Here is a 22556-nt window from a genome sequence, read left to right as displayed (position 1 = left end):
GAATAAGTACTGCCACAGCACTCCCTGTTAGCGTGGGCACTCTTTGCGTAACGAAAACCGGGTGCTTGATTCCGCCGAATATGCCGCTGGATATGACGAGGTCGTGTGGAACAAGCGCAAAAAAAGGCGCAAACCGTGAGGGCTGCGCCTTTGTTTTGTCGAAACCGGGGTTATTGCAACACTTCGATCACCCCATCGGCACTCATGCTCACCTGGCTGGTACCGGCTTCTACTTCTGGTGCCGGCGCCGAATCCATCATGGCGGCTTTCATCATCATCCCTCCACGTGCATAGGGCTGTGGATAACCATTGGTGTTGAAGTTCAGGTTGACGATCTTGTAGCCCTTGCCGCCCAGCGCATCGGTGGCCAGTTGCGCGCGTGCTTTAAACGCGGCGACCGCGTCCTTGAGCAGGGCGTCTTCGCTGGCCTTGCGCGTGGTGTCGGCGATGGCGAAGTCCATGTTTTCCATTTTCAGGGTATTGAGCAACTCGCCGGTGAGTTTGGACAGCGCCGGGAAGTCCGCGCTTTCCAGGCGCAGTTCGGCGCGCTCGCGCCAGCCGGTGATCTTCTGGTTCTTGTTGTCGTAGATCGGGTAGCTGTTACGGCTGCCCTGGCGCAAGATCACGCCTTGGACTTCGCGCGCCTGGCCCAGGGCCGTGTTCATGGTGGTGGTGATTTCGGCGGCGAGCTTGGCCGGGTCGGTGTTCTGGGACTCGGTGTAGAGGGTGACGATCATCTTGTCGCGGGCCACTTCCTGGCTGACCTCGGCGCGCAGGGAAATCTGGTTGTAATTCAGTGCATCGGCGGCCAGTGCCGGAAGGCTGGCCAGGGCGCTGGCGCTGAGGGTGAGAACAACTGCACTGCGAGTGAAACGAGACATGGAAGCTCCTTAGGGTGTTCGTATCGGTATGACTGTAGACGGTGGTGTCGGGTTCTTCGGGTTTACGAATTAGAAAAAAAGCTTCAAGCGGCAAGCTGCAAGTTAGCGGCGAAGAGGTTTCTTGCAGCTTTTGACTTGGGGCTTGCTGCTGCGGCGCCCATGCGTCAAAGAGCCACACACCCAATGCCCGAGGCGCCGCTTCGTTTATACTCCTGCCGATCCGCCTGCAGCGCTCATCGGGAGAGCTCATGCTCGCCGCCGTAAAACTGACTTCCGCCACCCGCCAGAACCTCTGGCGCCTGACGTTCATTCGTACCCTGGTACTGGCCGCGCAGGCTGGTTCGGTCGGGCTCGCCTATTGGTTCGACCTGTTGCCGCTGCCGTGGCTGCAATTGGGCGTGACCTTGGGTTTCTCCATCGTGCTGTGTGTGTTTACCGCCATTCGGTTGCGCACCACTTGGCCGGTGACGGAGCTGGAATACGCCCTGCAATTGGCCTGCGACCTGTTTATCCACAGTGTGTTGCTGTATTTCTCCGGCGGTTCCACCAACCCGTTCGTATCTTATTACCTAGTGCCACTGACCATCGCTGCGGTGACCTTGCCGTGGCGCTACTCGGTGGTGCTGTCGGGTATCGCCCTGACCCTGTACACCCTGCTGCTGGCGCGGTTCTATCCGTTGCAAACGTTCCCCATCGCCCGCGAAAACCTGCAGATCTACGGGATGTGGCTGAGCTTTGCCCTGTCTGCCGCCGTGATCACTTTTTTTGCTGCGCGCATGGCCGAAGAGCTGCGCCGCCAGGAAGAACTGCGCGCCATTCGCCGCGAAGAAGGCCTGCGTGACCAGCAACTGCTCGCCGTCGCCACCCAGGCTGCTGGCGCGGCTCACGAATTGGGCACGCCGCTGGCGACCATGAGCGTGCTGCTCAACGAAATGACCCAGGACCATCACGACCCGGCGCTGCAAGAGGATCTCGGCGTGCTGCGCGAACAGGTCAAGCAATGCAAGCAAACCTTGCAGCAACTGGTACGCGCGGCTGAAGCCAATCGCCGCCTGGCGGTCGAGATGCAGGACGTGACCCAGTGGCTCGACGAAGCCCTGAACCGCTGGCACCTGATGCGCCCCGAAGCCAGCTACCGTTTCCATCTGCTGGGGCAGGGGACCGTGCCGCGCCTGGCGCCACCGCCGGACCTGACTCAAGCTTTGCTCAACCTGCTGAACAACGCCGCCGACGCCTGCCCCGAAGGCCTGGAAGTCCGGCTGGATTGGGATGTGGATGACCTGACGATCAGCATTCGCGACCATGGTGCAGGCGTGCCGCTGGCCATCGCCGAGCAGATCGGCAAACCTTTCTTTACCACCAAGGGCAAAGGCTTCGGCCTGGGCCTGTTTTTGAGCAAGGCCAGCGTGACCCGCGCGGGCGGCTCAGTGAAGCTCTATAGTCATGAGGAAGGCGGTACGCTCACCGAGCTGCGCCTGCCCCGTGTCGCACGAGGAGATATCGATGAGTGACGAGATCCAAGTCGAAGGCGAAGAACTGCCGCACCTGTTGCTGGTAGATGATGACGCCACGTTTACCCGCGTGATGGCGCGCGCCATGAGCCGTCGCGGTTTTCGCGTGAGCACTGCCGGCTCCGCCGAAGAAGGCCTGGCCATCGCCCAGGCCGACTTGCCGGACTACGCCGCGCTCGACCTGAAAATGGATGGCGACTCCGGCCTGGTGCTGTTGCCCAAACTGCTGGAACTCGACCCGGAAATGCGCGTGGTGATCCTCACCGGTTACTCCAGCATCGCCACTGCCGTCGAAGCCATCAAGCGCGGTGCCTGCAACTACCTGTGCAAGCCGGCGGATGCCGATGACGTACTGGCTGCGTTGCTGTCCGAGCACGCCGACCTCGACACCCTGGTGCCGGAAAACCCGATGTCGGTGGACCGCCTGCAGTGGGAACACATCCAGCGCGTCCTCACCGAACACGAAGGCAATATCTCCGCCACTGCCCGCGCCCTGGGCATGCACCGGCGCACCCTGCAACGCAAACTGCAGAAGCGTCCGGTACGCCGCTGAACCTAAGCTGAACAGCCTGCTTCAGGCCGCACGGAACCCTGAACCGATCACCTATGATCGGTTCAAACGCCTGCCTTCCTCCCTACGAGCCTGAACGATGAATCAGAACGCTGAGTACTCTGCGGTCAATGACGCTGTGCGTGGGCAATTTTTTCGCCGAACCTGGGCGATGATCACGCCTTATTGGCGAAGTGAAGAGAAGGGCAAGGCCTGGTTGTTGCTCGCCGTGGTGATTGGCCTGTCGCTGTTCAGCGTGGCCATTTCCGTGTGGCTCAACCACTGGTACAAGGACTTCTACAACGCCCTGGAAAACAAGGACACCGCCGCCTTCTGGCAACAGATCGTTTACTTCTGCGGTATCGCCACGGTGGCGATTCTCGGCGCGGTCTACCGTCTCTACCTCACTCAGATGCTGACCATTCGCTGGCGTGCATGGCTCACCGAAAAGTATTTTGCCCGCTGGCTTGGCAACAAGAACTACTACCAGCTGGAGCAGGGCGGCTACACCGATAACCCGGACCAGCGGATTTCCGAAGACCTCAACAGCTTTACCCTCAACACCCTGAGTCTTGGCCTTGGGCTGCTGCGCAATGTGGTCAGCCTGGTGTCGTTCTCCATCATCCTGTGGGGCGTGTCGGGCAGTATTGAAGTGTTCGGTATCACCATCCCCGGCTACATGTTCTGGTGTGCATTGGTCTATGCCGGTGTCGGCAGTTGGCTGACCCATCTGATCGGTCGTCGTTTGATCGGCTTGAGCAACCAGCAGCAACGCTTCGAAGCGGACTTGCGTTTCTCCATGGTGCGGGTGCGGGAGAATGCCGAGAGCATCGCCCTGTACAACGGCGAACCTAATGAGCATCAGCGGTTGAGCGCGCGGTTCGGGAAGGTCTGGCATAACTACTGGGACATCATGAAGGTGTCCAAGCGCCTGACGTTCTTCACTGCCGGCTATGAACAGATTGCGATCGTCTTTGCGTTTATCGTGGCTGCCCCGCGCTACTTTTCCGGCAAGATCGAACTGGGCGAACTGATGCAAATCAACTCGGCGTTCGGCAACGTGCAGGGCAACTTCAGCTGGTTTATCAGCGCGTACGCCGACCTGGCCGGCTGGCGCGCGACCAGCGATCGTCTACTGAGTTTTCAGCAGGCCATGCGTGAAAACGAGCAACGCCCAGCTGCCATCGACGTCAGCGCAGAGGGCGAGCGTCTTGTGGTGCAAGGGCTGGGCTTGAACCTGGTGGATGGTCGCCACCTGCTGACCGACGCCAACATGATCGTTGAGCCGGGCCAGCGCGTCATGCTCAGCGGCCGTTCCGGCAGCGGCAAAAGTACCTTGCTGCGCGCCATGGGACATCTCTGGCCGGCTGGTCACGGCAGCATTCGCCTGCCGGCCAGGCGTTACCTGTTCCTGCCGCAGAAGCCCTATCTGCCGATCGGCACACTCAAGGCGGTGTTGAGTTATCCACAGGACGACAGCGTCTATTCGGCAGAACGTTATGCACAGGTCCTGGAAACCTGTCGCCTGCCGCACCTGGTGGGTCGCCTGGATGAAGCCAACCATTGGCAACGCATGCTCTCGCCCGGCGAGCAACAGCGCCTGGCCTTTGCCCGAGCCTTGTTGTTCGCGCCGCAATGGCTCTATATGGACGAAGCGACATCGGCCATGGATGAAGAGGATGAGGCGACGTTGTATCAGGCGTTGATTGATGAATTGCCTGGGTTGAGCATTGTCAGCGTCGGCCATCGCAGCAGCCTCAAGCGCTTCCATGGGCGGCATGTGCGGATCGAGGGTGGGTGGCTTCAAGAGCAACCTGTGGCCTGAGGCCGGACATTGGTCAATGTGGGAGAGGGCAAGCCCCCCTCCCGCAAGAGCGAGGCCAACAAAAAGCCCGGTTGATCAGCGATCAACCGGGCTTTTCTATTGCTTGAAAATAACTTACTTCTTCAAGCCGTAATGCTCATCCAGCATGCCTGGGGCGTTTGGCGTTTTTGGCGCGTAGTCCCGTGGCGGCTCCTGGTTTTCCCGGGGGGGAGTGAGGCGTTCCCGTGGAGTTTGCGGTGCATCGGAATGCAGCGCGGCCAGCAGGCGCTGGCGGGTGATGTCGTCGAGGGCCAGGCGGTTTGCGCCATCGGCGAGGTGATCCTGTACTTCCTGGTAGCTCTGGGTGAGTTTCTTGACCAGGGTCGCGGTGCTGTTGAAGTGGGTAACAACCTCGTTCTGATAACTGTCAAAACGTTCCTGAATGTCATCCAACTGACGCTGCGTGCGGTTAGGCGCGGCATTCGGCAGCAGGCGGGCAACCAGGAATCCAATGGCGACACCGGCAACCAAGGCGAGAGTCGGCAACAACCAAACTAAGAGCGAGTGTTCCACGAGTCCTTCCTCTATAAACGGCTTTGCTTTACGTTAACGGCTCAAACCTGCGCTGTATACCGCGATTAAGCTCGCAATGATGCCATGCACAGACTTTTAGCTAGACGAGTCGACCCTTTGAGAGGTCACGGAGTTCATTCCTTGCTCATGCGTGAAACCCCCGTTTTGATCGATGGCCCGGTAGGCCAATTGGAAGCCCTGTACCTGGATCACCCCGAGCCACGTGGCCTGGCGCTGATCTGCCACCCTAATCCGGTGCAGGGCGGGACCATGCTCAATAAAGTCGTTTCGACCCTGCAACGCACGGCTCGCGATGCCGGGTTGATTACTTTGCGTTTCAATTACCGTGGCGTCGGCGCGAGTGCCGGCACCCACGACATGAGCACCGGTGAAGTGGACGATGCCGAAGCGGCTGCCACCTGGCTGCGTGAAAAGCACCCCGACCTGCCGATCACCCTGCTCGGTTTTTCCTTTGGCGGCTACGTGGCGGCCAGCCTCGGCGGCCGCCTGGAAGCCAAAGGCGAAAAGCTCGCGCACCTGTTCATGGTCGCCGCGGCGGTGATGCGCCTGCGCGATACCGATGTGCTGCCCCACAGCTGCCCGTTGACCCTGATCCAGCCGGAAACCGACGAAGTGGTCGACCCGCAAACCGTCTACGACTGGTCCGCCGCCTTGAAACGCCCCCATGAGCTGCTGAAAGTGGCAGAATGCGGGCACTTTTTTCATGGCAAGCTCACCGATCTCAAGGATCTGGTGCTGCCGCGCCTCTCGAATTGATAGCAGTCTGATAAGCGATTACCCATGACGACTCGTACCCGTATCCTCACCGGCATCACCACCACCGGCACGCCGCACCTGGGCAACTACGCTGGTGCGATCCGCCCGGCGATCCTGGCCAGCCAGGATGCCAATGCCGACTCCTTCTACTTCCTGGCCGACTACCACGCCCTGATCAAATGCGATGACCCGCAGCGCATCCAGCGCTCGCGTATGGAAATCGCCGCGACCTGGCTGGCCGGTGGCCTGGATGTGAACCGGGTGACCTTCTATCGTCAGTCCGACATCCCGGAAATCCCCGAGCTGACCTGGCTGCTGACCTGCGTCGCCGCCAAGGGGCTGCTCAACCGCGCCCATGCCTACAAGGCCTCGGTGGACAAGAACGTGGAGACCGGCGAAGACCCGGATGCGGGCATCACCATGGGCCTGTACAGCTACCCGGTGCTGATGGCGGCGGACATCCTGATGTTCAACGCGCACAAAGTGCCGGTGGGCCGCGACCAGATCCAGCACGTGGAAATGGCCCGCGACATCGGCCAGCGCTTCAATCACCTGTTCGGCAACGGTAAAGAATTCTTCACCATGCCCGAGGCGTTGATCGAGGAAAGCGTTGCCACCTTGCCGGGCCTGGATGGCCGCAAGATGTCCAAGAGCTACGACAACACCATCCCGTTGTTCACCAGCGCCAAGGACATGAAAGACGCCATCTCGCGCATCGTCACCGACTCGCGCGCCCCTGGCGAAGCCAAGGACCCGGATAACTCACACCTGTTCACCCTGTACCAGGCGTTTGCGAGCAAGGCCCAGGAAGAAGAATTCCGCGCCGAACTGCTGCAAGGCCTGGGCTGGGGCGAGGCGAAGAACCGTCTGTTCCAGCTGCTTGATGGTCAGCTCGGCGAAGCGCGCGAGCGTTACCACCAGTTGATGTCGCGCCCTTCGGACATGGAAGACCTGTTGCAGGTCGGCGCCAGGAAAGCCCGTGCCGTCGCCGCGCCATTCCTGGCCGAGTTGCGTGAAGCGGTGGGCCTGCGTTCGTTCGTCGAACAGGCAGCAGCGCCGGTCGCGGTCAAGAAGAAGGCCGCGAAGGCCGCGCGTTTCGTGAGCTTCCGTGAAGACGACGGCAGCTTCCGCTTCCGCTTGTTGGCCGCCGATGGCGAGCAATTGCTGCTGTCGCGCAATTTTGCCGATGGTAAAGCGGCCGGCGCAGTCACCAAGCAACTGCAAAGTGGTGCTGCGCTGGACGTACGCAGCGAGGCCCTGAGCTTCAGCGTATGGCTGGACGGTGCCGCAGTGGCCGACAGCGCCGAGTTCGCCGATGCCGCATCCCGTGATGCCGCCATTGCAGCCCTGCGCATTGCGTTGACCCCAATCGAGGATTAACCCGACCAAGGGTTGATTGCCATTATCCAGGGCCGTCGTTACAGTGACGGCCCGTTTTTGTTGCCTTGCTAACGAAATTATGACGCCCCTAGAACGATACCAAGCTGATCTGAAACGCCCTGAATTCTTCCATGACGCGGCCCAGGAAACGGCGGTGCGTCATTTGCAGCGCCTGTACGACGACCTGGTTGCGGCCTCGCAAAGCAAGCCGGGGATGCTCAGCAAGCTGTTCGGCAAGAAAGACCACACGCCGGTCAAGGGCCTGTATTTCTGGGGCGGCGTGGGCCGGGGCAAGACCTACCTGGTCGATACGTTCTTTGAAGCGCTGCCGTTCAAGGAAAAGGTACGGACACACTTCCACCGCTTCATGAAGCGCGTGCACGAAGAGATGAAGACCTTGCCGGGCGAGAAAAACCCGCTGACCATCATCGCCAAGCGTTTCTCCGATGAAGCGCGGGTCATTTGCTTCGATGAGTTCTTCGTCTCCGATATCACCGATGCCATGATCCTCGGCACCCTGATGGAAGAGCTGTTCAAGAACGGCGTGACCCTGGTCGCGACCTCGAACATCGTGCCCGACGGCCTGTACAAGGACGGCCTGCAGCGCGCGCGCTTCCTGCCGGCCATTGCGCTGATCAAGCAGAACACCGAGATCGTCAACGTCGACAGCGGCGTCGACTACCGTCTGCGTCACCTCGAACAGGCGGAGTTGTTCCATTTTCCGCTGAACGAAGCGGCGCACGAAAGCCTGCGCAAAAGCTTCCGCGCCCTCACGCCGGAATGCACCCAGGCGGTGGAAAACGACAAGCTGATGATCGAGAACCGCGAAATCATCGCCCTGCGTACCTGCGATGACGTGGCCTGGTTCGAATTCCGCCAACTGTGCGACGGCCCACGCAGTCAGAACGACTACATCGAACTGGGCAAGATCTTCCACGCAGTGATCCTCAGCGGCGTGGAGCAGATGAGCGTCACCACCGACGACATCGCACGACGGTTTATCAACATGGTCGACGAGTTCTACGACCGTAACGTCAAGTTGATCATCTCGGCCGAAGTCGAGCTCAAGGATCTTTATACCGGTGGCCGCTTGAATTTCGAGTTCCAACGCACCCTGAGCCGCTTGCTGGAAATGCAGTCCCACGAGTTCCTGTCGCGCGGTCACAAACCTTAAGATCAATGCAGATCAAATGTGGGAGGGGGCTTGCTCCCAATCGCGGAGTGTCAGTCACTGTAGAAGTTGACAGATCCATCGCAATCGGGAGCAAGCCCCCTCCCACATTTACCCTGTGTATACCCCTATTTTATGCGGCTTGCTGAAACTGTTGCCGATATTGGTTCGGTGACAGCTCCGTGTGCTGCCTGAACAACCGCGCAAAGAAACTCGCATCGTCGTAACCCACCTCATAACTGATGGTCTTGATGCTCTTGCGGCTGCCCGAGAGCAGGCCCTTGGCCGTCTCGATACGCAGCCGTTGCAGGTAATGCAGCGGCTTGTCGCCGGTGGCGGTCTGGAAGCGGCGCATGAAGTTGCGGATGCTCATGCCGTGTTCCCGGGCGACGTCTTCGAAGCGGAATTTGTCGGCGAAGTGCTCTTCGAGCCAATGCTGGATCTGCAGGATGATCACGTCCTGGTGCAGCTTCTGGCCGCCAAAACCGATACGTCCCGGCGAGTAGCTGCGCTGCACTTCGTAGAGGATGTCGCGGGCCACGGCCTGGGCGATGTTGGCGCCGCAGAAGCGTTCGATCAGGTAGATATACAGGTCGCACGCCGAGGTGGTGCCGCCGGCGCAATACAGGTTGTCGGCGTCGGTGAGGTGCTTGTCCTGGTTGAGCTGGACCTTGGGGAAGCGTTCGCCGAACGCGTTGAAGAAACGCCAGTAGGTGGTCGCCTCCTTGCCATCGAGCAGGCCGGCTTCGGCCAGCCAGAACACCCCGGTGGCTTCGCCGCAGAGTACCGCGCCCCGTGCATGCTGTTCGCGCAGCCACGGCAGCACTTGCGGGTAGCGCGCGCACAGGGCATCGAAGTCATCCCAGAAGGCTGGTAGCACGATAATGTCGGCGTCTTCCAGGCCGCCGTCCACCGGCATGATCACGTCACTGAAGCTGCGCACCGATTTTCCGTCGGGGCTCACCAGGCGTGTTTCGAACGCTGGGGTCAGGCCCAGGCCTTGCTGTTTGCCATAACGCAGGCTGGCGAGATGGAAGAAGTCCTTGGCTTGCATCAGGGTCGAAGCGAATACCCGATCAATGGCCAAAATGCTGACGCGCCGCAATGGCGTGGAGATTTGGTTAGACATAATTTCATTTATTCTTATAGGGGAAAGTGGTCACCAGACGGCTGGATCGTCTTATTTTTTGTCGCATGTGTCCAGTGTCCTGTGACGCCATCGGGGCATAGGCTCTGTGGGCTCGTCCTTGTCCGACAATCCACGCAGGTGACCCATGATTCCGAGAACCTTGTTCAGCCCGGAGCACGAACTCTTCCGCCAGAGCGTGCGCACCTTTCTTGAAAAAGACGCTGCACCGTTTCACGGGCAATGGGAGAAGCAGGGCTACATCGACCGTAACCTGTGGAGCAAGGCGGGGGAGGCGGGGATGCTGTGTTCCCATCTGCCGGAGGAATACGGCGGGCTGGGCGCGGACTTTCTCTACAGCGCAGTAGTGATCGAAGAGATCAGTCGCCTGGGCCTGACCGGCATCGGCTTTTCCCTGCATTCGGACATTGTCGCGCCCTACATCCTGCATTACGGCAGTGAAGCGCTGAAGCACAAGTACCTGCCCAAGTTGATCTCCGGTGAGATGGTCACGGCCATCGCCATGACCGAGCCGGGTGCCGGGTCCGACTTGCAAGGGGTCAAGACCACCGCGGTGCTGGACGGTGATGAGTATGTGATCAATGGCTCCAAGACCTTTATCACCAACGGGTACCTGGCTGAGCTGGTGATCGTGGTCGCCAAGACCGATCCCAAGGCCGGTGCCAAGGGCACCAGCCTGTTTCTGGTGGAGTCCGATACGCCCGGCTTCGCCAAGGGCAAGCGCCTGGAGAAGGTCGGCATGAAGGCCCAGGACACCTCGGAGCTGTTCTTCCAGGACGTGCGGGTGCCCAAGGAAAACCTGCTGGGCCAGGCCGGCATGGGCTTCGCCTACTTGATGCAGGAATTGCCCCAGGAGCGTCTGACTGTCGCGATTGGCGCGCTGTCGTCTGCCGAGGCGGCGTTGCAGTGGACCCTGGAATACACCCGTGAGCGCAAGGCGTTCGGCAAGGCGATTGCCGACTTCCAGAACACCCGTTTCAAGCTGGCGGAGATGGCCACGGAGATTCAGATCGGCCGCGTATTCGTCGACAAATGCATGGCGCTGCACCTGGAAGGCAAGCTGGATGTGCCCACTGCCGCGATGGCCAAGTACTGGGCCACGGACCTGCAATGCAAGGTGCTGGATGAGTGCGTGCAGTTGCACGGCGGCTACGGCTTCATGTGGGAATACCCGATTGCGCGGGCGTGGGCGGATGCGCGGGTGCAGCGGATTTATGCGGGGACCAACGAGATCATGAAGGAGATCATTGCGCGGGCGCTTTGATTTTTGCTGGTCTTGAATGCGTCATCGGGGGCAGGCCCCCGATAGCGCTCTACAGATCAATCAAGGCGCAGGATTCGGATGATCCTTCTGAATCGCCTCAATCCCTTCCAGTACTTCCTTCGACAGCTTCAGATCAGCACTGGCGATGTTGCTGTCCAGTTGCTCCAGGTTCGTGGCGCCAATAATGTTGCTGGTCACGAACGGCTGTTGTGTCACAAACGCCAATGCCATCTGCGCCGGATCCAGGCCATGCTCCCGCGCCAGTGCCACATAACGGCTGCACGCCGCCTCCGACTGCGGGTTGAAGTAGCGGCTGAAGCGGCTGTACTCGGTCAGGCGCGCCTTGGCCGGGCGTGCGCCACCTTCGTACTTGCCACTGAGCATGCCGAACGCCAGGGGCGAGTAAGCCAGCAGGCCGCATTGCTCACGGATGGCCACTTCGGCCAAGCCCACTTCAAAGCTGCGGTTGAGCAGGTTGTAGGGGTTCTGGATCGATACCGCGCGGGTCCAGCCACGGGCTTCGGCCAGGGCCAGGAACTTCATGGTGCCCCACGGGGTTTCATTGGACAGGCCGATATGGCGGATCTTACCGGCCTTGACCTGCTCGTCCAGGGCTTCGAGGGTTTCCTCCAGCGGGGTGAGGTCGTCTTCGTCCTTGTGCTTGTAGCTCAGTTGGCCGAAGAAGTTGGTGCTGCGCTCCGGCCAGTGCAACTGGTAGAGGTCGATCCAGTCGGTTTGCAGGCGCTTGAGACTGGCGTCCAGTGCCTCGACGATGTGCTTGCGGTTGTGGCGCAGGTGGCCATCGCGGATGTAGTCGATAGTGTTGCCGGGGCCGGCGATCTTGCTGGCGAGGATCCAGTCGCCGCGGTCGCCGCGGCTTTTGAAGTAATTGCCGATATAGCGTTCGGTGGTGGCATAGGTGTCGGCCTTGGGCGGCACCGGGTACATTTCCGCGGTATCGAGGAAGTTGATCCCCGCCGCCTTGGCCCGTTCGATCTGCGCGAAGGCCTCTGCCTCGCTGTTCTGCTCGCCCCACGTCATGGTGCCCAGGGCTATCGCGCTCACGTTCAGATCCGTACGGCCCAGCTGTCGATAATCCATCGGGTACTCCTTCAGGGAAAACAATCATAAAAGCAGGTTGAATTTTTTTTCGCAATCTGCATAATTGCCCACCTCTTTCTGCAGTGGAAGTGATGCGCCGCCTGCCGAAGAATCTTGCCGTTGAACGGACGCGCCGACCCGAGCCCCCGATAGCGTCTGTATCCGGCTGCCTTTGACTTGTCAAAGTAAGCACTATTCAGTAAGATCCGCCGTCTAATTTACAGGGCGGCCCCTGAGGCTATTAAAGAATGACAACTTTTACTGCAAAACCGGAAACAGTTCAGCGCGACTGGTTTGTCGTCGACGCCGCTGGTCAGACCCTGGGTCGTCTGGCCACTGAAGTCGCCAGCCGTCTGCGTGGCAAGCACAAGCCTGAGTACACCCCTCACGTTGACACCGGTGACTACATCGTGATCATCAACGCTGAGCAGGTACGTGTTACCGGCAACAAAGCGCAAGACAAAATGTACTACCGTCACTCCGGTTTCCCAGGCGGTATCAAGTCTTCCAACTTTGAAGGCCTGATCTCCAAGAAGCCTGAAGCCCCGATCGAAATCGCGGTCAAAGGCATGCTGCCGAAGGGCCCACTGGGTCGCGATATGTTTCGCAAGCTGAAAGTCTATGCGGGCGCTGTACACCCTCATGCTGCTCAGCAGCCCCAAGAACTGAAGTTTTAACGGAATAGTTCATTATGTCGGCGACTCAAAATTACGGCACTGGCCGTCGCAAAACCGCAACCGCACGCGTTTTCCTGCGTCCGGGCACTGGTAACATCTCGATCAACAACCGCACTCTGGACAACTTCTTCGGTCGCGAAACTGCCCGCATGGTAGTTCGTCAGCCGCTGGAATTGACCGAGACTGTTGAAAAGTTCGACATCTACGTCACCGTTATCGGTGGCGGTGTAAGTGGTCAAGCTGGCGCAATCCGCCACGGTATCACTCGCGCTCTGATGCAGTACGACGAAACCCTGCGTGGCGCTCTGCGCAAAGCTGGCTTCGTGACTCGTGATGCCCGTGAAGTTGAACGTAAGAAAGTCGGTCTGCGTAAAGCGCGTAAGCGTCCGCAGTACTCGAAGCGTTAATTCGCTTTACGTTCCACAAAAACGCCCAGCCTCCTTACGGAGCTGGGCGTTTTTTATTGCCTGCGATTTATGCACATTTTTCACCGTGACAACTTGCCACATCCGTAGACCCCCTATACTACAAGGCCTGGAGGCGGAGCCCCGGGCAATTCCCTTGTCAGACGTGGGGCTTTTCATTACCATTCGGCAAAATTTTTATAAGTTCAGATTTAATACTTAGTAGACGCCTGATTTAACAGGCCAAAAAGCTGATGGGAGAGGACTGAATGAGCAATGACGGCGTGAATGCAGGCCGGCGTCGCTTCTTGGTAGCAGCCACATCCGTGGTGGGTGCTGCAGGAGCGGTGGGGGCTGCGGTCCCGTTCGTGGGGTCATGGTTTCCCAGTGCCAAGGCGAAAGCCGCAGGTGCACCGGTGAAGGTGAATATCAGCAAGATCGAACCAGGCCAGCAGATGATTGCTGAGTGGCGCGGCCAGCCGGTATTCATTGTTCGTCGTACGGAGGAAATCCTGGGAAATCTGAAAAAGATCGAAGGCCAGCTGTCTGACCCCAAATCTGAGAAATCCGACCAACCCGCCTACGCCAAAAACGAAGCACGTTCGATCAAGCCAGAGATTCTGCTGCTGGTCGGCCTGTGTACCCACTTGGGATGCTCACCCACCTTCCGCCCGGAAGTTGCCCCAGTCGATCTGGGTAAAGACTGGGTCGGTGGTTATTTCTGCCCCTGCCACGGCTCCCACTACGATCTGGCGGGTCGCGTCTACAAGTCCCAGCCCGCTCCCTTGAACCTGCCCGTGCCTCCGCATACCTACGAAACTGACGACCTCATTGTCATTGGCCTCGATAAGGAGAACGCGTGATGAGCAAGTTCATGGATTGGGTCGATGCACGCTTCCCCGCTACTAAAATGTGGGAAGACCATCTCAGCAAGTATTACGCCCCGAAGAACTTCAACTTCTTCTACTTCTTTGGCTCCCTGGCACTGCTGGTGCTGGTCAACCAGATCGTCACCGGTGTCTGGCTGACGATGAGCTACACCCCGTCGGCGGAGGAGGCGTTTGCTTCCGTCGAATACATCATGCGTGACGTCGAGTACGGCTCGATCCTGCGCCTGCTGCACTCCACCGGCGCTTCAGCGTTCTTTATCGTGGTCTACCTGCACATGTTCCGTGGCTTGCTCTACGGTTCGTACCAGAAGCCCCGCGAGCTGGTGTGGGTGTTCGGCATGCTGATCTACCTGGCGCTGATGGCGGAAGCCTTCATGGGCTACCTGCTGCCATGGGGCCAGATGTCGTACTGGGGCGCGCAGGTGATCATCTCGCTGTTCGGTGCCATTCCGGTCATCGGCAACGACCTGACCCAGTGGATCCGTGGTGACTACCTGATCTCCGGTATCACCCTGAACCGCTTCTTCGCCCTGCACGTCGTGGCGCTGCCGATTGTGATCCTGGGCCTGGTGGTGCTGCACATCCTGGCGCTGCACGAAGTGGGTTCCAACAACCCGGACGGCGTTGACATCAAGAAGCACAAGGACGAGAACGGCATCCCGCTGGATGGCATCCCGTTCCACCCGTACTACACCGTGAAAGACATTGTCGGCGTGGTCGTGTTCCTCTTCGTGTTCTGCTCGATCGTGTTCTTTTTCCCGGAGATGGGTGGTTATTTCCTCGAGAAGCCGAACTTCGAACAGGCGAACGCCTTCAAGACACCTGAGCACATTGCCCCGGTCTGGTACTTCACGCCGTTCTACGCGATCTTGCGGGCGATCCCCGACAAACTCATGGGCGTCATCGCCATGGGCGCGGCCATTGCGGTGCTGTTCGTGTTGCCGTGGCTCGACCGAAGCCCGGTCAAGTCCATGCGCTACAAAGGCTGGCTGAGCAAAATCTGGCTGTGGGTGTTCTGCATAGCATTCGTGATTCTGGGCGTGTTGGGCGTATTGGCGCCGACCCCTGAGCGTACGCTGCTGTCGCAGGTCTGCACCTTCCTGTACTTCGCCTACTTCATTCTGATGCCGTTCTACACCCGGCTCGAGAAGACCAAACCGGTTCCGGAAAGGGTGACTGGCTGATGAAAAAATTATTCGTTGCATTGATGCTTGCGGCGCTGCCGCTACTGTCCTTCGCTGCCGAACACGGCGGCCCGGAACTGGAAAAAGTCGATATCGACGTGTCTGACAAGGCGGCTATGCAAGACGGCGCGCGTACGTTCGCCAACTACTGCATGGGCTGCCACAGCGCCAAGTTCCAGCGTTACGAGCGGGTGGCCGATGACCTCGGTATCCCCCATGAAATGATGCTGGAGAAGCTGGTGTTCACCGGTGCCAAGATCGGCGACCACATGAATATCGGCATGAAGCCTGCCGACGCCAAGACCTGGTTCGGCGCAGCACCGCCTGACTTGACGCTGGTGGCACGTGTACGCGGCACCGACTGGCTCTACGGCTACCTGAAATCCTTCTACGAGGACCCGGCGCGCCCTTATGGCGTGAACAACCGTGTGTTCCCGAACGTCGGCATGCCTAACGTTCTGGTCGGCCTGCAAGGCAAGCAAGTGGTAGGATGCAAGCAGGTTCAGGTCGTCGAAGACGGCAAGAAGCAATATGATCCGTTGACCGGGACGCCTTTGACTCATGAAGCGTGCGATCAACTGAAGATAGAAACCCCTGGTTCGTTGACTGACGAGCAGTTTGACGAGAAGGTCAAGAATCTGGTGACCTTCCTGGCCTATTCGGCCAACCCCGTCAAACTGCAACACCAGCGCATCGGGACGTATGTCTTGCTGTACCTGGCTTTCTTCTTCGTATTCGCTTATCTGCTTAAACGCGAATACTGGAAGGATGTGCATTGATCCAACCGTAAGCAATTGCTGTTAATCTTGCGCGCCCAGCGGCATCTCTAACCCGTAGCGACCTGGACTTTCCAGAGGCTGCAGAGATGCTTTCTGGGCGCGCTCGTTTTTGAGCTTTCCATAATTTCAACAAGCGAGGAGGACCGCCATGGGCGTGACCAATCGGTTGGCCTGTTACTCCGACCCCGCCGACCACTATTCCCACCGAGTACGCATCGTACTCGCAGAGAAGGGTGTCAGCGCCGAGATCATCAGTGTGGAGGTGGGTCGTCATCCGCCGAAACTGATCGAAGTGAACCCTTACGGCAGCTTGCCCACCCTGGTCGATCGTGACCTGGCGTTGTGGGAGTCAACCGTGGTGATGGAATATCTGGATGAGCGTTACCCGCATCCGCCTTTGCTGCCGGTGTATCCGGTGGCCCGTGCCAACAGCCGCCTGCTGATCCATCGGATCCAGCGAGATTGGTGCGGGCTGGTGGATTTGATCCTGGATACCCGCAGCAAAGAAGCCGCTCGGGTGCAGGCGCGCAAGGAATTGCGCGAGAGCCTGACCGGTGTTTCGCCGTTGTTCGCCGATAAACCTTTTTTCCTCAGCGAGGAACAAAGCTTGGTGGATTGCTGCCTATTACCCATACTCTGGCGCTTGCCGATTCTGGGCATTGAACTGCCACGGCCGGCCAAGCCGTTGCTTGATTACATGGAGCGCCAGTTTGCGCGTGAGGCTTTCCAGGCAAGTCTGTCTGGTGTCGAACGCGATATGCGCTAAGGCTTAAGGAGCCGTTGATGAACTCCAGTCGACCTTACCTGGTCCGCGCGCTCTATGAGTGGATTGTGGATAACGATTGCACCCCGCACATGCTGGTCAATTCCGAGTTTCCTGCGGTTCAGGTACCGCAGGGGTTTGCCAGTGACGGGCAGATTGTGTTGAACGTATCACCCAGTGCCGTGCGCCACCTGCACATGGACAATGAAGCGGTCAGCTTCGAAGGGCGTTTCGGCGGTGTGCCGCACACGCTGTACGTGCCGATTGGCGCTATCCTCGGCATCTATGCCCGGGAGAACGGCCAAGGCATGGTGTTCGATCTGGAGTCGCCTTTCGAGGACGACGAAGTGATTGAAGAGGAAGACGGCGATGATGTGCCGCCACCGGATAGCGAGCCACCGCGTCCAAGCGGTCGGCCGAGTCTGAAAGTGGTGAAGTAAGCGGCGTTCGCCTTCGGGTGCGCTGGAAAAATGCCTCGATCCGTATCGAGGCATTTTTTTGCACGCAGGATATGAGTGAAAGTCGCGACTGAACGGTGATCGTACAACCACCATGGGCTATGATGCCTCTTTACCCAACCGAGATAGATGACTCCAAATGGAAAACGCCAGCACCGCCCCTCGTCTTCCCCGCAAGCGCCGCAGCCTTGCCCAGGAATTGGTCACGGTGTTGTCCGAGCAGATCCGCGACGGCCAACTCAAGCGTGGCGACAAGTTGCCCACCGAATCGGCGATCATGGACGCCCATGGCGTCAGCCGCACCGTGGTCCGCGAAGCCATCTCCCGCTTGCAGGCGGCGGGGCAGGTGGAAACCCGTCATGGTATCGGCACCTTTGTGCTCGACACGCCGAGCCCGAGCGGCTTTCGAATCGACCCGGCCACGGTAGTCACTTTGCGTGACGTGCTGGCGATTCTCGAACTGCGTATCAGCCTGGAAGTGGAATCCGCCGGGCTGGCCGCACTGCGCCGTAGCGATGAACAGCTGGCCGCCATGCGCGCGGCCCTCGATGCCCTGAATGAAAGCGCGGCGCACGCCGGTGATGCAGTGGCCTCGGACTTCGCATTCCACCTGGAAATTGCGTTGTCCACCGGCAACCGCTACTTCACCGACATCATGACCCACCTGGGCACCAGCATCATCCCGCGTACGCGCCTGAACTCGGCACGCCTGGCCCATGATGACCACCAGCACTACATGGGGCGCCTGAGCCGCGAACACGAAGAAATTTATGAGGCGATTGCCCGCCAGGATTCGGATGCGGCGAGGGCGGCGATGCGCTTGCACCTGACCAATAGCCGTGAGCGGCTGCGCCATGCCCATGAAGAGGCGGAGGCGCAGCGCGGTTGAGTTCGTTTCACGGCAGGACTGTTATCGTTAATGGCTTTGACTCTTCGCTTCCCCATTCGGCACGTACCAGGTATCGAACTTGCGTGGTCAAGTTGACGTAGTTCTTCAGGTCGTCGGAGGACAGATAGAGCCTGAGGTCAGCCAGTTTCACAACCTCGTCGTTGTCTGCATCATACCTTCCCGCTGGTGTGAACCTCTTTCTAAGGTTGTCCGATTCAGACTCTGATCCGACAAGCAGGCCTAGTGTGGCGTTAGCCGGAATATCATTCGGCTCGGGAACGGAAAATTCGAATTGTGTGCTTGTCTTCAGGCTCACTTCGGCTGCGTTCGACGAAGTGGAGCCGACAAGGCTTGGGGCTTCATATGGCATGATCGCGTGCTCCTCGGCGTAGAAGTCAGAGAGCCTGACTTCTACGCGGCGTTATCCTCTTCATTGAAGTTCAGCGTAACTGTCAGAACTCACAGTTACGACGAATGGTCGTTAAGGCAACGGCGTATTCGGCTTGTAATCCTTAAGCAGCAAATACGTACTCCACCCCCACCAATCATTGGTCCAGTGCTTATCGTTGAGGTCATTCACGTCCTTGCGTCGCAGCACCTTGTCGCCCTCCATCTTGAACAGCGGCGAAAAGTTATTCGCCGGGTTCTGCGCGGCATTCAGATCCGGCACATACAGCGGTGCCTTGAAGTTGGCCGGGGAGGGCGCAACGCCACTGATGAAGGTTTCGAAGATCTCATCAGCGGATGCCTGAACGGCGCGTTTGACCGGTGCCCGATTGGCTGCGTCGATACTGTCGAAATAGCGTTTGTCGCCATAGGCATGCCACTCGTCACCCATGGCATTGCGCACCTTGAGCCCGAACTTGCTGTCTTCATCGTGCATGAAGCGGCTGATCAGCGAGCCCAGTTCGCCCGGAGTGACGACCGCCGCCAGCTGTTTGCGCGGCACGCGCAGGTGGCCGGCAGAAAATAGATCGGTCAAGAAGTGATCGGCAAAGCCGTTCATGGCGTAGGCCAGTTCCAATGCCTGATCGGTACCGGTCTGGTGGGCCACTACAGCCTGTTGCAAGGCGGCTGTATGCCCCGCCAGGTAGGCCGCCATCGCCCATTCGCCGAAGTGGTCGGCGTTGTCCGCCGCCAGCTTCAGGTAGCGTCCAAGTGGGATCAATGCCGACACCGCGCTGCCGCCACCGGTGATGCGGTTCCATTCCTCGGACAATGTATCACCCAGGGCATCATAGGCTTCATGGGCTTGCTTGCCGTCCTTGATCGCCTGGTTGACCGCGTTGATCTCTTTTTGCATCACCGCCAGGATCTTCGGCGCTTCGTCCCGCGAGGCCGGCAGCACGGCCAGTGAGTTGAACGCGGCGCTGAAACGTTGCATACGATCGGCAGGTGAGGTGCCATCGTTGATGGGCTGGCCGGGGATACCATAAAAGTCACCGCCCAGGGCGATCACTTGGCCGTAGGTGAGTGCCAACCCGTTGGGCAGGTGCAGTTCGACTTGCCGCGCGGGGATTGCCGGGGCGTCCTTGCTGAAGCGCAACAGCGTATCGTCGCCGATGGCGGTGTGTTCGCCGCCTTCGAAGCGCAGGGTAGGTGGTTTTTTTGCGGGTGCTGCGAGTTCAGGACCTGACATGTTAGCTCCTTGCTATGTCGTAGGAATCTTCCTTGATTGCTGTATGTATATACAGTCATGCCGAGCATAGAGGAATAATTTCCTACGTCAAGAACACCGCTGCCCAAGCCTTTCAACTCCCTCAAGTGCACAACGCCGATGAATTGCAGTTGACGAAATTATTTATAGTTGTACGATGACGTACGACATCAACAAAACCAACAACCTTTCAATAGAAAGTCTTCGCCCAGGGTGTTCGAATAATGAATCCACAAGAACTGAAGTCCATCCTCTCCCACGGTCTGCTGTCTTTCCCGGTGACCGATTTCAACGCCCAGGGTGACTTCCACCAGGCGGGCTACATCAAGCGCCTGGAATGGCTGGCCCCCTACGGCGCCACTGCTTTGTTCGCAGCGGGCGGCACCGGTGAGTTTTTCTCCCTCGCCGCCAGCGAATATTCCCAAGTGATCAAGACCGCCGTTGATACCTGCGCTACCAGCGTGCCGATCCTCGCCGGTGTCGGTGGTTCGACCCGCCAGGCCATCGAGTACGCGCAAGAAGCCGAGCGCCTGGGCGCCAAAGGCCTGCTGCTGCTGCCGCACTACCTCACCGAAGCCAGCCAGGATGGCGTTGCCGCCCACGTTGAAGCGGTGTGCAAATCGGTCAAGATCGGTGTGGTGGTCTACAACCGCAACGTGTGCCGCCTGACCGCTCCGCTGCTGGAACGCCTGGCCGAGCGCTGCCCGAACCTGATCGGCTACAAGGATGGCCTGGGTGACATCGAGTTGATGGTGTCGATCCGCCGCCGTCTGGGCGATCGTTTCAGCTACCTCGGCGGCCTGCCGACCGCAGAGGTCTACGCCGCTGCCTACAAGGCCTTGGGCGTACCGGTGTACTCCTCGGCGGTGTTCAACTTCATCCCGAAAACCGCGATGGATTTCTACCACGCCATTGCCAAGGACGATCACGCCACCGTCGCCAAGATCATCGACGACTTCTTCCTGCCGTACCTGGACATCCGTAACCGCAAGGCCGGTTATGCCGTGAGCATCGTCAAGGCGGGTGCAAAAATCGTCGGCTATGACGCAGGCCCTGTGCGCACGCCGCTGACCGATCTGCTGCCGGAAGAATACGAAGCCCTGGCCGCGCTGATCGACAAGCAAGGTCCGCAATAAATTATCCACAAGGCCGCTGAGCAATCAGCGGCCTTTTGCGTCAGGAGAAGATTCGTGTCCCAAGTAAAGCGTTTTGAGAACTACATCAACGGTGAATGGGTTGCCGGCGCCGACTACTGCGTCAACCTCAACCCGTCGGAGTTGTCCGATGTCATTGGTGAATACGCCAAGGCCGACGTCACCCAGGTCAACGCCGCCATCGACGCCGCCCGTGCCGCATTCCCGGCCTGGTCCACTTCCGGGATCCAGGCTCGCCACGATGCCCTGGATAAAGTCGGCAGCGAAATCCTCGCCCGTCGCGAAGAACTCGGCACCCTGTTGGCCCGTGAAGAAGGCAAGACCCTGCCGGAAGCCATCGGCGAAGTGACCCGCGCCGGTAACATCTTCAAGTTCTTCGCCGGTGAATGCCTGCGGTTGTCCGGCGACTACGTGCCGTCGGTACGCCCGGGCGTCAACGTGGAAGTCACCCGTGAAGCCCTCGGCGTGGTCGGCCTGATCACCCCGTGGAACTTCCCGATCGCCATTCCCGCCTGGAAAATCGCCCCGGCCCTGGCCTACGGCAACTGCGTGGTGATCAAGCCGGCTGAACTGGTACCGGGCTGCGCCTGGGCCCTGGCGGAGATCATCTCCCGGGCCGGTTTCCCTGCCGGTGTGTTCAACCTGGTAATGGGCAGCGGCCGTGTGGTGGGCGATGTGCTGGTCAACAGCCCGAAAGTCGACGGCATCAGCTTCACCGGCTCCGTCGGTGTGGGTCGCCAGATCGCTGTCAGCTGCGTATCGCGCCAAGCCAAAGTGCAGTTGGAAATGGGCGGCAAGAACCCGCAGATCATTCTCGACGACGCCGATCTCAAGCAGGCCGTCGAGTTGTCGGTACAGAGCGCGTTCTACTCCACCGGCCAGCGTTGCACGGCGTCCAGCCGCCTGATCGTCACCGCCGGTATCCACGACCAGTTCGTCGCGGCCATGGCCGAGCGCATGAAGTCGATCAAGGTCGGCCACGCGCTCAAAAGCGGCACCGACATCGGCCCGGTGGTTTCCCAGGCTCAACTGGACCAGGACATGAAGTACATCGACATCGGCCAAAGCGAAGGCGCGCGGCTGGTGAGCGGTGGCGGCCTGGTCACCTGCGACACCGAAGGCTACTACCTGGCGCCAACGCTGTTTGCCGACAGCGAAGCCGCCATGCGTATCAGCCGTGAAGAGATCTTCGGCCCAGTCGCCAACGTCGTGCGCGTGGCGGACTACGAGGCGGCACTGGCCATGGCCAACGACACCGAGTTCGGTTTGTCGGCGGGCATTGCCACCACGTCGTTGAAGTACGCCAACCACTTCAAGCGCCACTCCCAGGCGGGGATGGTGATGGTCAACCTGCCGACCGCAGGTGTGGATTACCACGTTCCATTCGGTGGCCGTAAAGGCTCGTCCTATGGCTCGCGGGAGCAAGGTCGCTATGCCCAGGAGTTCTACACCGTGGTGAAAACCAGCTACATCGGTTCGTAATACGCAACACCCAGTGGGGGCCGGAGGCCTGCCGGTCCCCACGACAAAAAACAGAAAACC

At 59.4% G+C, this 22556-nt stretch carries 23 protein-coding genes; 17 read left to right on the top strand and 6 right to left on the bottom strand.

What is annotated here, in order from left to right:
- Positions 1–170: 170 nt before the first annotated feature.
- Positions 171–881 carry an SIMPL domain-containing protein gene (locus tag Q8X51_RS07140; RefSeq protein ID WP_065924316.1) on the bottom strand — a complete coding sequence of 237 codons (711 nt, stop codon included), beginning with the start codon at positions 879–881 and terminating at the stop codon, positions 171–173.
- A gap of 248 nt (positions 882–1129) precedes the next feature.
- Between Q8X51_RS07140 and Q8X51_RS07135 the strand changes: the two genes are divergently transcribed.
- From Q8X51_RS07135 to Q8X51_RS07125, 3 genes are all read left to right on the top strand, one after another.
- Positions 1130–2392 carry an ATP-binding protein gene (locus tag Q8X51_RS07135; RefSeq protein WP_027604851.1) on the top strand — a complete coding sequence of 421 codons (1263 nt, stop codon included), beginning with the start codon at positions 1130–1132 and terminating at the stop codon, positions 2390–2392.
- Positions 2385–2945 (top strand): response regulator transcription factor, encoded by a 561-nt coding sequence (locus tag Q8X51_RS07130; RefSeq protein ID WP_010565532.1) that lies wholly within the window; start codon positions 2385–2387, stop codon positions 2943–2945. The genes Q8X51_RS07135 and Q8X51_RS07130 overlap by 8 nt, the downstream gene beginning before the upstream one ends.
- A gap of 97 nt (positions 2946–3042) precedes the next feature.
- The gene (locus Q8X51_RS07125; RefSeq protein WP_065924315.1) at positions 3043–4767 is read left to right on the top strand and encodes an ABC transporter ATP-binding protein/permease; all 1725 of its coding nucleotides are present in this window, start codon (positions 3043–3045) and stop codon (positions 4765–4767) included.
- Between the two features lie 114 nt (positions 4768–4881).
- Here the strand turns inward: Q8X51_RS07125 and Q8X51_RS07120 are convergent, their stop codons facing one another.
- Positions 4882–5319 (bottom strand): YhcB family protein, encoded by a 438-nt coding sequence (locus Q8X51_RS07120; protein WP_003171734.1) that lies wholly within the window; start codon positions 5317–5319, stop codon positions 4882–4884.
- 147 nt (positions 5320–5466) lie between these two features.
- On the opposite strand from Q8X51_RS07120, the gene Q8X51_RS07115 reads away from it, so the two are divergent.
- The 3 genes from Q8X51_RS07115 to zapE all read left to right on the top strand — a co-directional run bounded on the left by Q8X51_RS07115 (position 5467) and on the right by zapE (position 8650).
- Complete coding sequence (locus Q8X51_RS07115) at positions 5467–6096, top strand: alpha/beta hydrolase (RefSeq protein WP_065924314.1); 630 nt, start codon at positions 5467–5469, stop codon at positions 6094–6096.
- 24 nt (positions 6097–6120) lie between these two features.
- Positions 6121–7476 carry a tryptophan--tRNA ligase gene (locus Q8X51_RS07110; RefSeq protein WP_065924313.1) on the top strand — a complete coding sequence of 452 codons (1356 nt, stop codon included), beginning with the start codon at positions 6121–6123 and terminating at the stop codon, positions 7474–7476.
- Between the two features lie 79 nt (positions 7477–7555).
- Positions 7556–8650 carry a cell division protein ZapE gene (zapE, locus tag Q8X51_RS07105; RefSeq protein ID WP_053131627.1) on the top strand — a complete coding sequence of 365 codons (1095 nt, stop codon included), beginning with the start codon at positions 7556–7558 and terminating at the stop codon, positions 8648–8650.
- 130 nt (positions 8651–8780) lie between these two features.
- On the opposite strand, the gene Q8X51_RS07100 is transcribed toward zapE, so the two are convergent.
- Positions 8781–9701, bottom strand: coding sequence for a GlxA family transcriptional regulator (locus Q8X51_RS07100; RefSeq protein WP_169899207.1), 921 nt, complete (start codon positions 9699–9701; stop codon positions 8781–8783).
- 220 nt (positions 9702–9921) lie between these two features.
- Here Q8X51_RS07100 and Q8X51_RS07095 point away from each other — a divergent pair, with 220 nt between their 5' ends.
- On the top strand, positions 9922–11058 hold the full coding sequence (locus Q8X51_RS07095; RefSeq protein WP_065924312.1) for an acyl-CoA dehydrogenase family protein: 1137 nt from the start codon (positions 9922–9924) through the stop codon (positions 11056–11058).
- Between the two features lie 60 nt (positions 11059–11118).
- Here Q8X51_RS07095 and Q8X51_RS07090 read toward each other — a convergent pair whose 3' ends face one another.
- The gene (locus tag Q8X51_RS07090; RefSeq protein ID WP_065924311.1) at positions 11119–12159 is read right to left on the bottom strand and encodes an NADP(H)-dependent aldo-keto reductase; all 1041 of its coding nucleotides are present in this window, start codon (positions 12157–12159) and stop codon (positions 11119–11121) included.
- A gap of 248 nt (positions 12160–12407) precedes the next feature.
- Here Q8X51_RS07090 and rplM point away from each other — a divergent pair, with 248 nt between their 5' ends.
- The 8 genes from rplM (at position 12408) to Q8X51_RS07050 (ending at position 18203) form a co-directional block, all read left to right on the top strand.
- Positions 12408–12836 (top strand): 50S ribosomal protein L13, encoded by a 429-nt coding sequence (gene rplM / locus Q8X51_RS07085; RefSeq protein ID WP_003171742.1) that lies wholly within the window; start codon positions 12408–12410, stop codon positions 12834–12836.
- Between the two features lie 14 nt (positions 12837–12850).
- A complete protein-coding gene (rpsI, locus tag Q8X51_RS07080) occupies positions 12851–13243 on the top strand; it encodes a 30S ribosomal protein S9 (RefSeq protein ID WP_003171743.1) in 393 nt (130 codons plus the stop codon).
- 266 nt (positions 13244–13509) lie between these two features.
- Positions 13510–14103, top strand: coding sequence for a ubiquinol-cytochrome c reductase iron-sulfur subunit (gene petA / locus Q8X51_RS07075; RefSeq protein WP_027604843.1), 594 nt, complete (start codon positions 13510–13512; stop codon positions 14101–14103).
- The gene (locus Q8X51_RS07070; RefSeq protein WP_003171746.1) at positions 14103–15314 is read left to right on the top strand and encodes a cytochrome b; all 1212 of its coding nucleotides are present in this window, start codon (positions 14103–14105) and stop codon (positions 15312–15314) included. The genes petA and Q8X51_RS07070 overlap by 1 nt, the downstream gene beginning before the upstream one ends.
- Positions 15314–16093 (top strand): cytochrome c1, encoded by a 780-nt coding sequence (locus Q8X51_RS07065; RefSeq protein WP_027604842.1) that lies wholly within the window; start codon positions 15314–15316, stop codon positions 16091–16093. The genes Q8X51_RS07070 and Q8X51_RS07065 overlap by 1 nt, the downstream gene beginning before the upstream one ends.
- Positions 16094–16241: 148 nt before the next feature.
- Positions 16242–16859, top strand: coding sequence for a glutathione S-transferase N-terminal domain-containing protein (locus Q8X51_RS07060; protein ID WP_027604841.1), 618 nt, complete (start codon positions 16242–16244; stop codon positions 16857–16859).
- 17 nt (positions 16860–16876) lie between these two features.
- Positions 16877–17296: a ClpXP protease specificity-enhancing factor gene (locus Q8X51_RS07055; protein WP_065924310.1), complete on the top strand. Its 420-nt coding sequence runs from the start codon at positions 16877–16879 to the stop codon at positions 17294–17296.
- A gap of 157 nt (positions 17297–17453) precedes the next feature.
- Positions 17454–18203, top strand: coding sequence for a FadR/GntR family transcriptional regulator (locus Q8X51_RS07050; protein ID WP_053131606.1), 750 nt, complete (start codon positions 17454–17456; stop codon positions 18201–18203).
- 7 nt (positions 18204–18210) lie between these two features.
- Here the strand turns inward: Q8X51_RS07050 and Q8X51_RS07045 are convergent, their stop codons facing one another.
- On the bottom strand, positions 18211–18573 hold the full coding sequence (locus Q8X51_RS07045) for a hypothetical protein (protein WP_330214524.1): 363 nt from the start codon (positions 18571–18573) through the stop codon (positions 18211–18213).
- A gap of 111 nt (positions 18574–18684) precedes the next feature.
- Positions 18685–19842 (bottom strand): phospholipase, encoded by a 1158-nt coding sequence (locus tag Q8X51_RS07040; protein WP_407693126.1) that lies wholly within the window; start codon positions 19840–19842, stop codon positions 18685–18687.
- 242 nt (positions 19843–20084) lie between these two features.
- Between Q8X51_RS07040 and kdgD the strand changes: the two genes are divergently transcribed.
- Both kdgD and Q8X51_RS07030 read left to right on the top strand, forming a co-directional pair.
- A complete protein-coding gene (kdgD, locus tag Q8X51_RS07035; protein WP_027604837.1) occupies positions 20085–20996 on the top strand; it encodes a 5-dehydro-4-deoxyglucarate dehydratase in 912 nt (303 codons plus the stop codon).
- A gap of 54 nt (positions 20997–21050) precedes the next feature.
- Positions 21051–22496 carry an aldehyde dehydrogenase family protein gene (locus Q8X51_RS07030; protein ID WP_027604836.1) on the top strand — a complete coding sequence of 482 codons (1446 nt, stop codon included), beginning with the start codon at positions 21051–21053 and terminating at the stop codon, positions 22494–22496.
- Positions 22497–22556: the final 60 nt, after the last annotated feature.

Origin of the sequence: Pseudomonas sp. Yb2C2, assembly GCF_052112325.1 — a bacterium.
GTDB classification, from domain to species: Bacteria; Pseudomonadota; Gammaproteobacteria; order Pseudomonadales; family Pseudomonadaceae; genus Aquipseudomonas; species Aquipseudomonas marginalis.
This window is presented reverse-complemented; position numbering and strand designations above follow the sequence as displayed.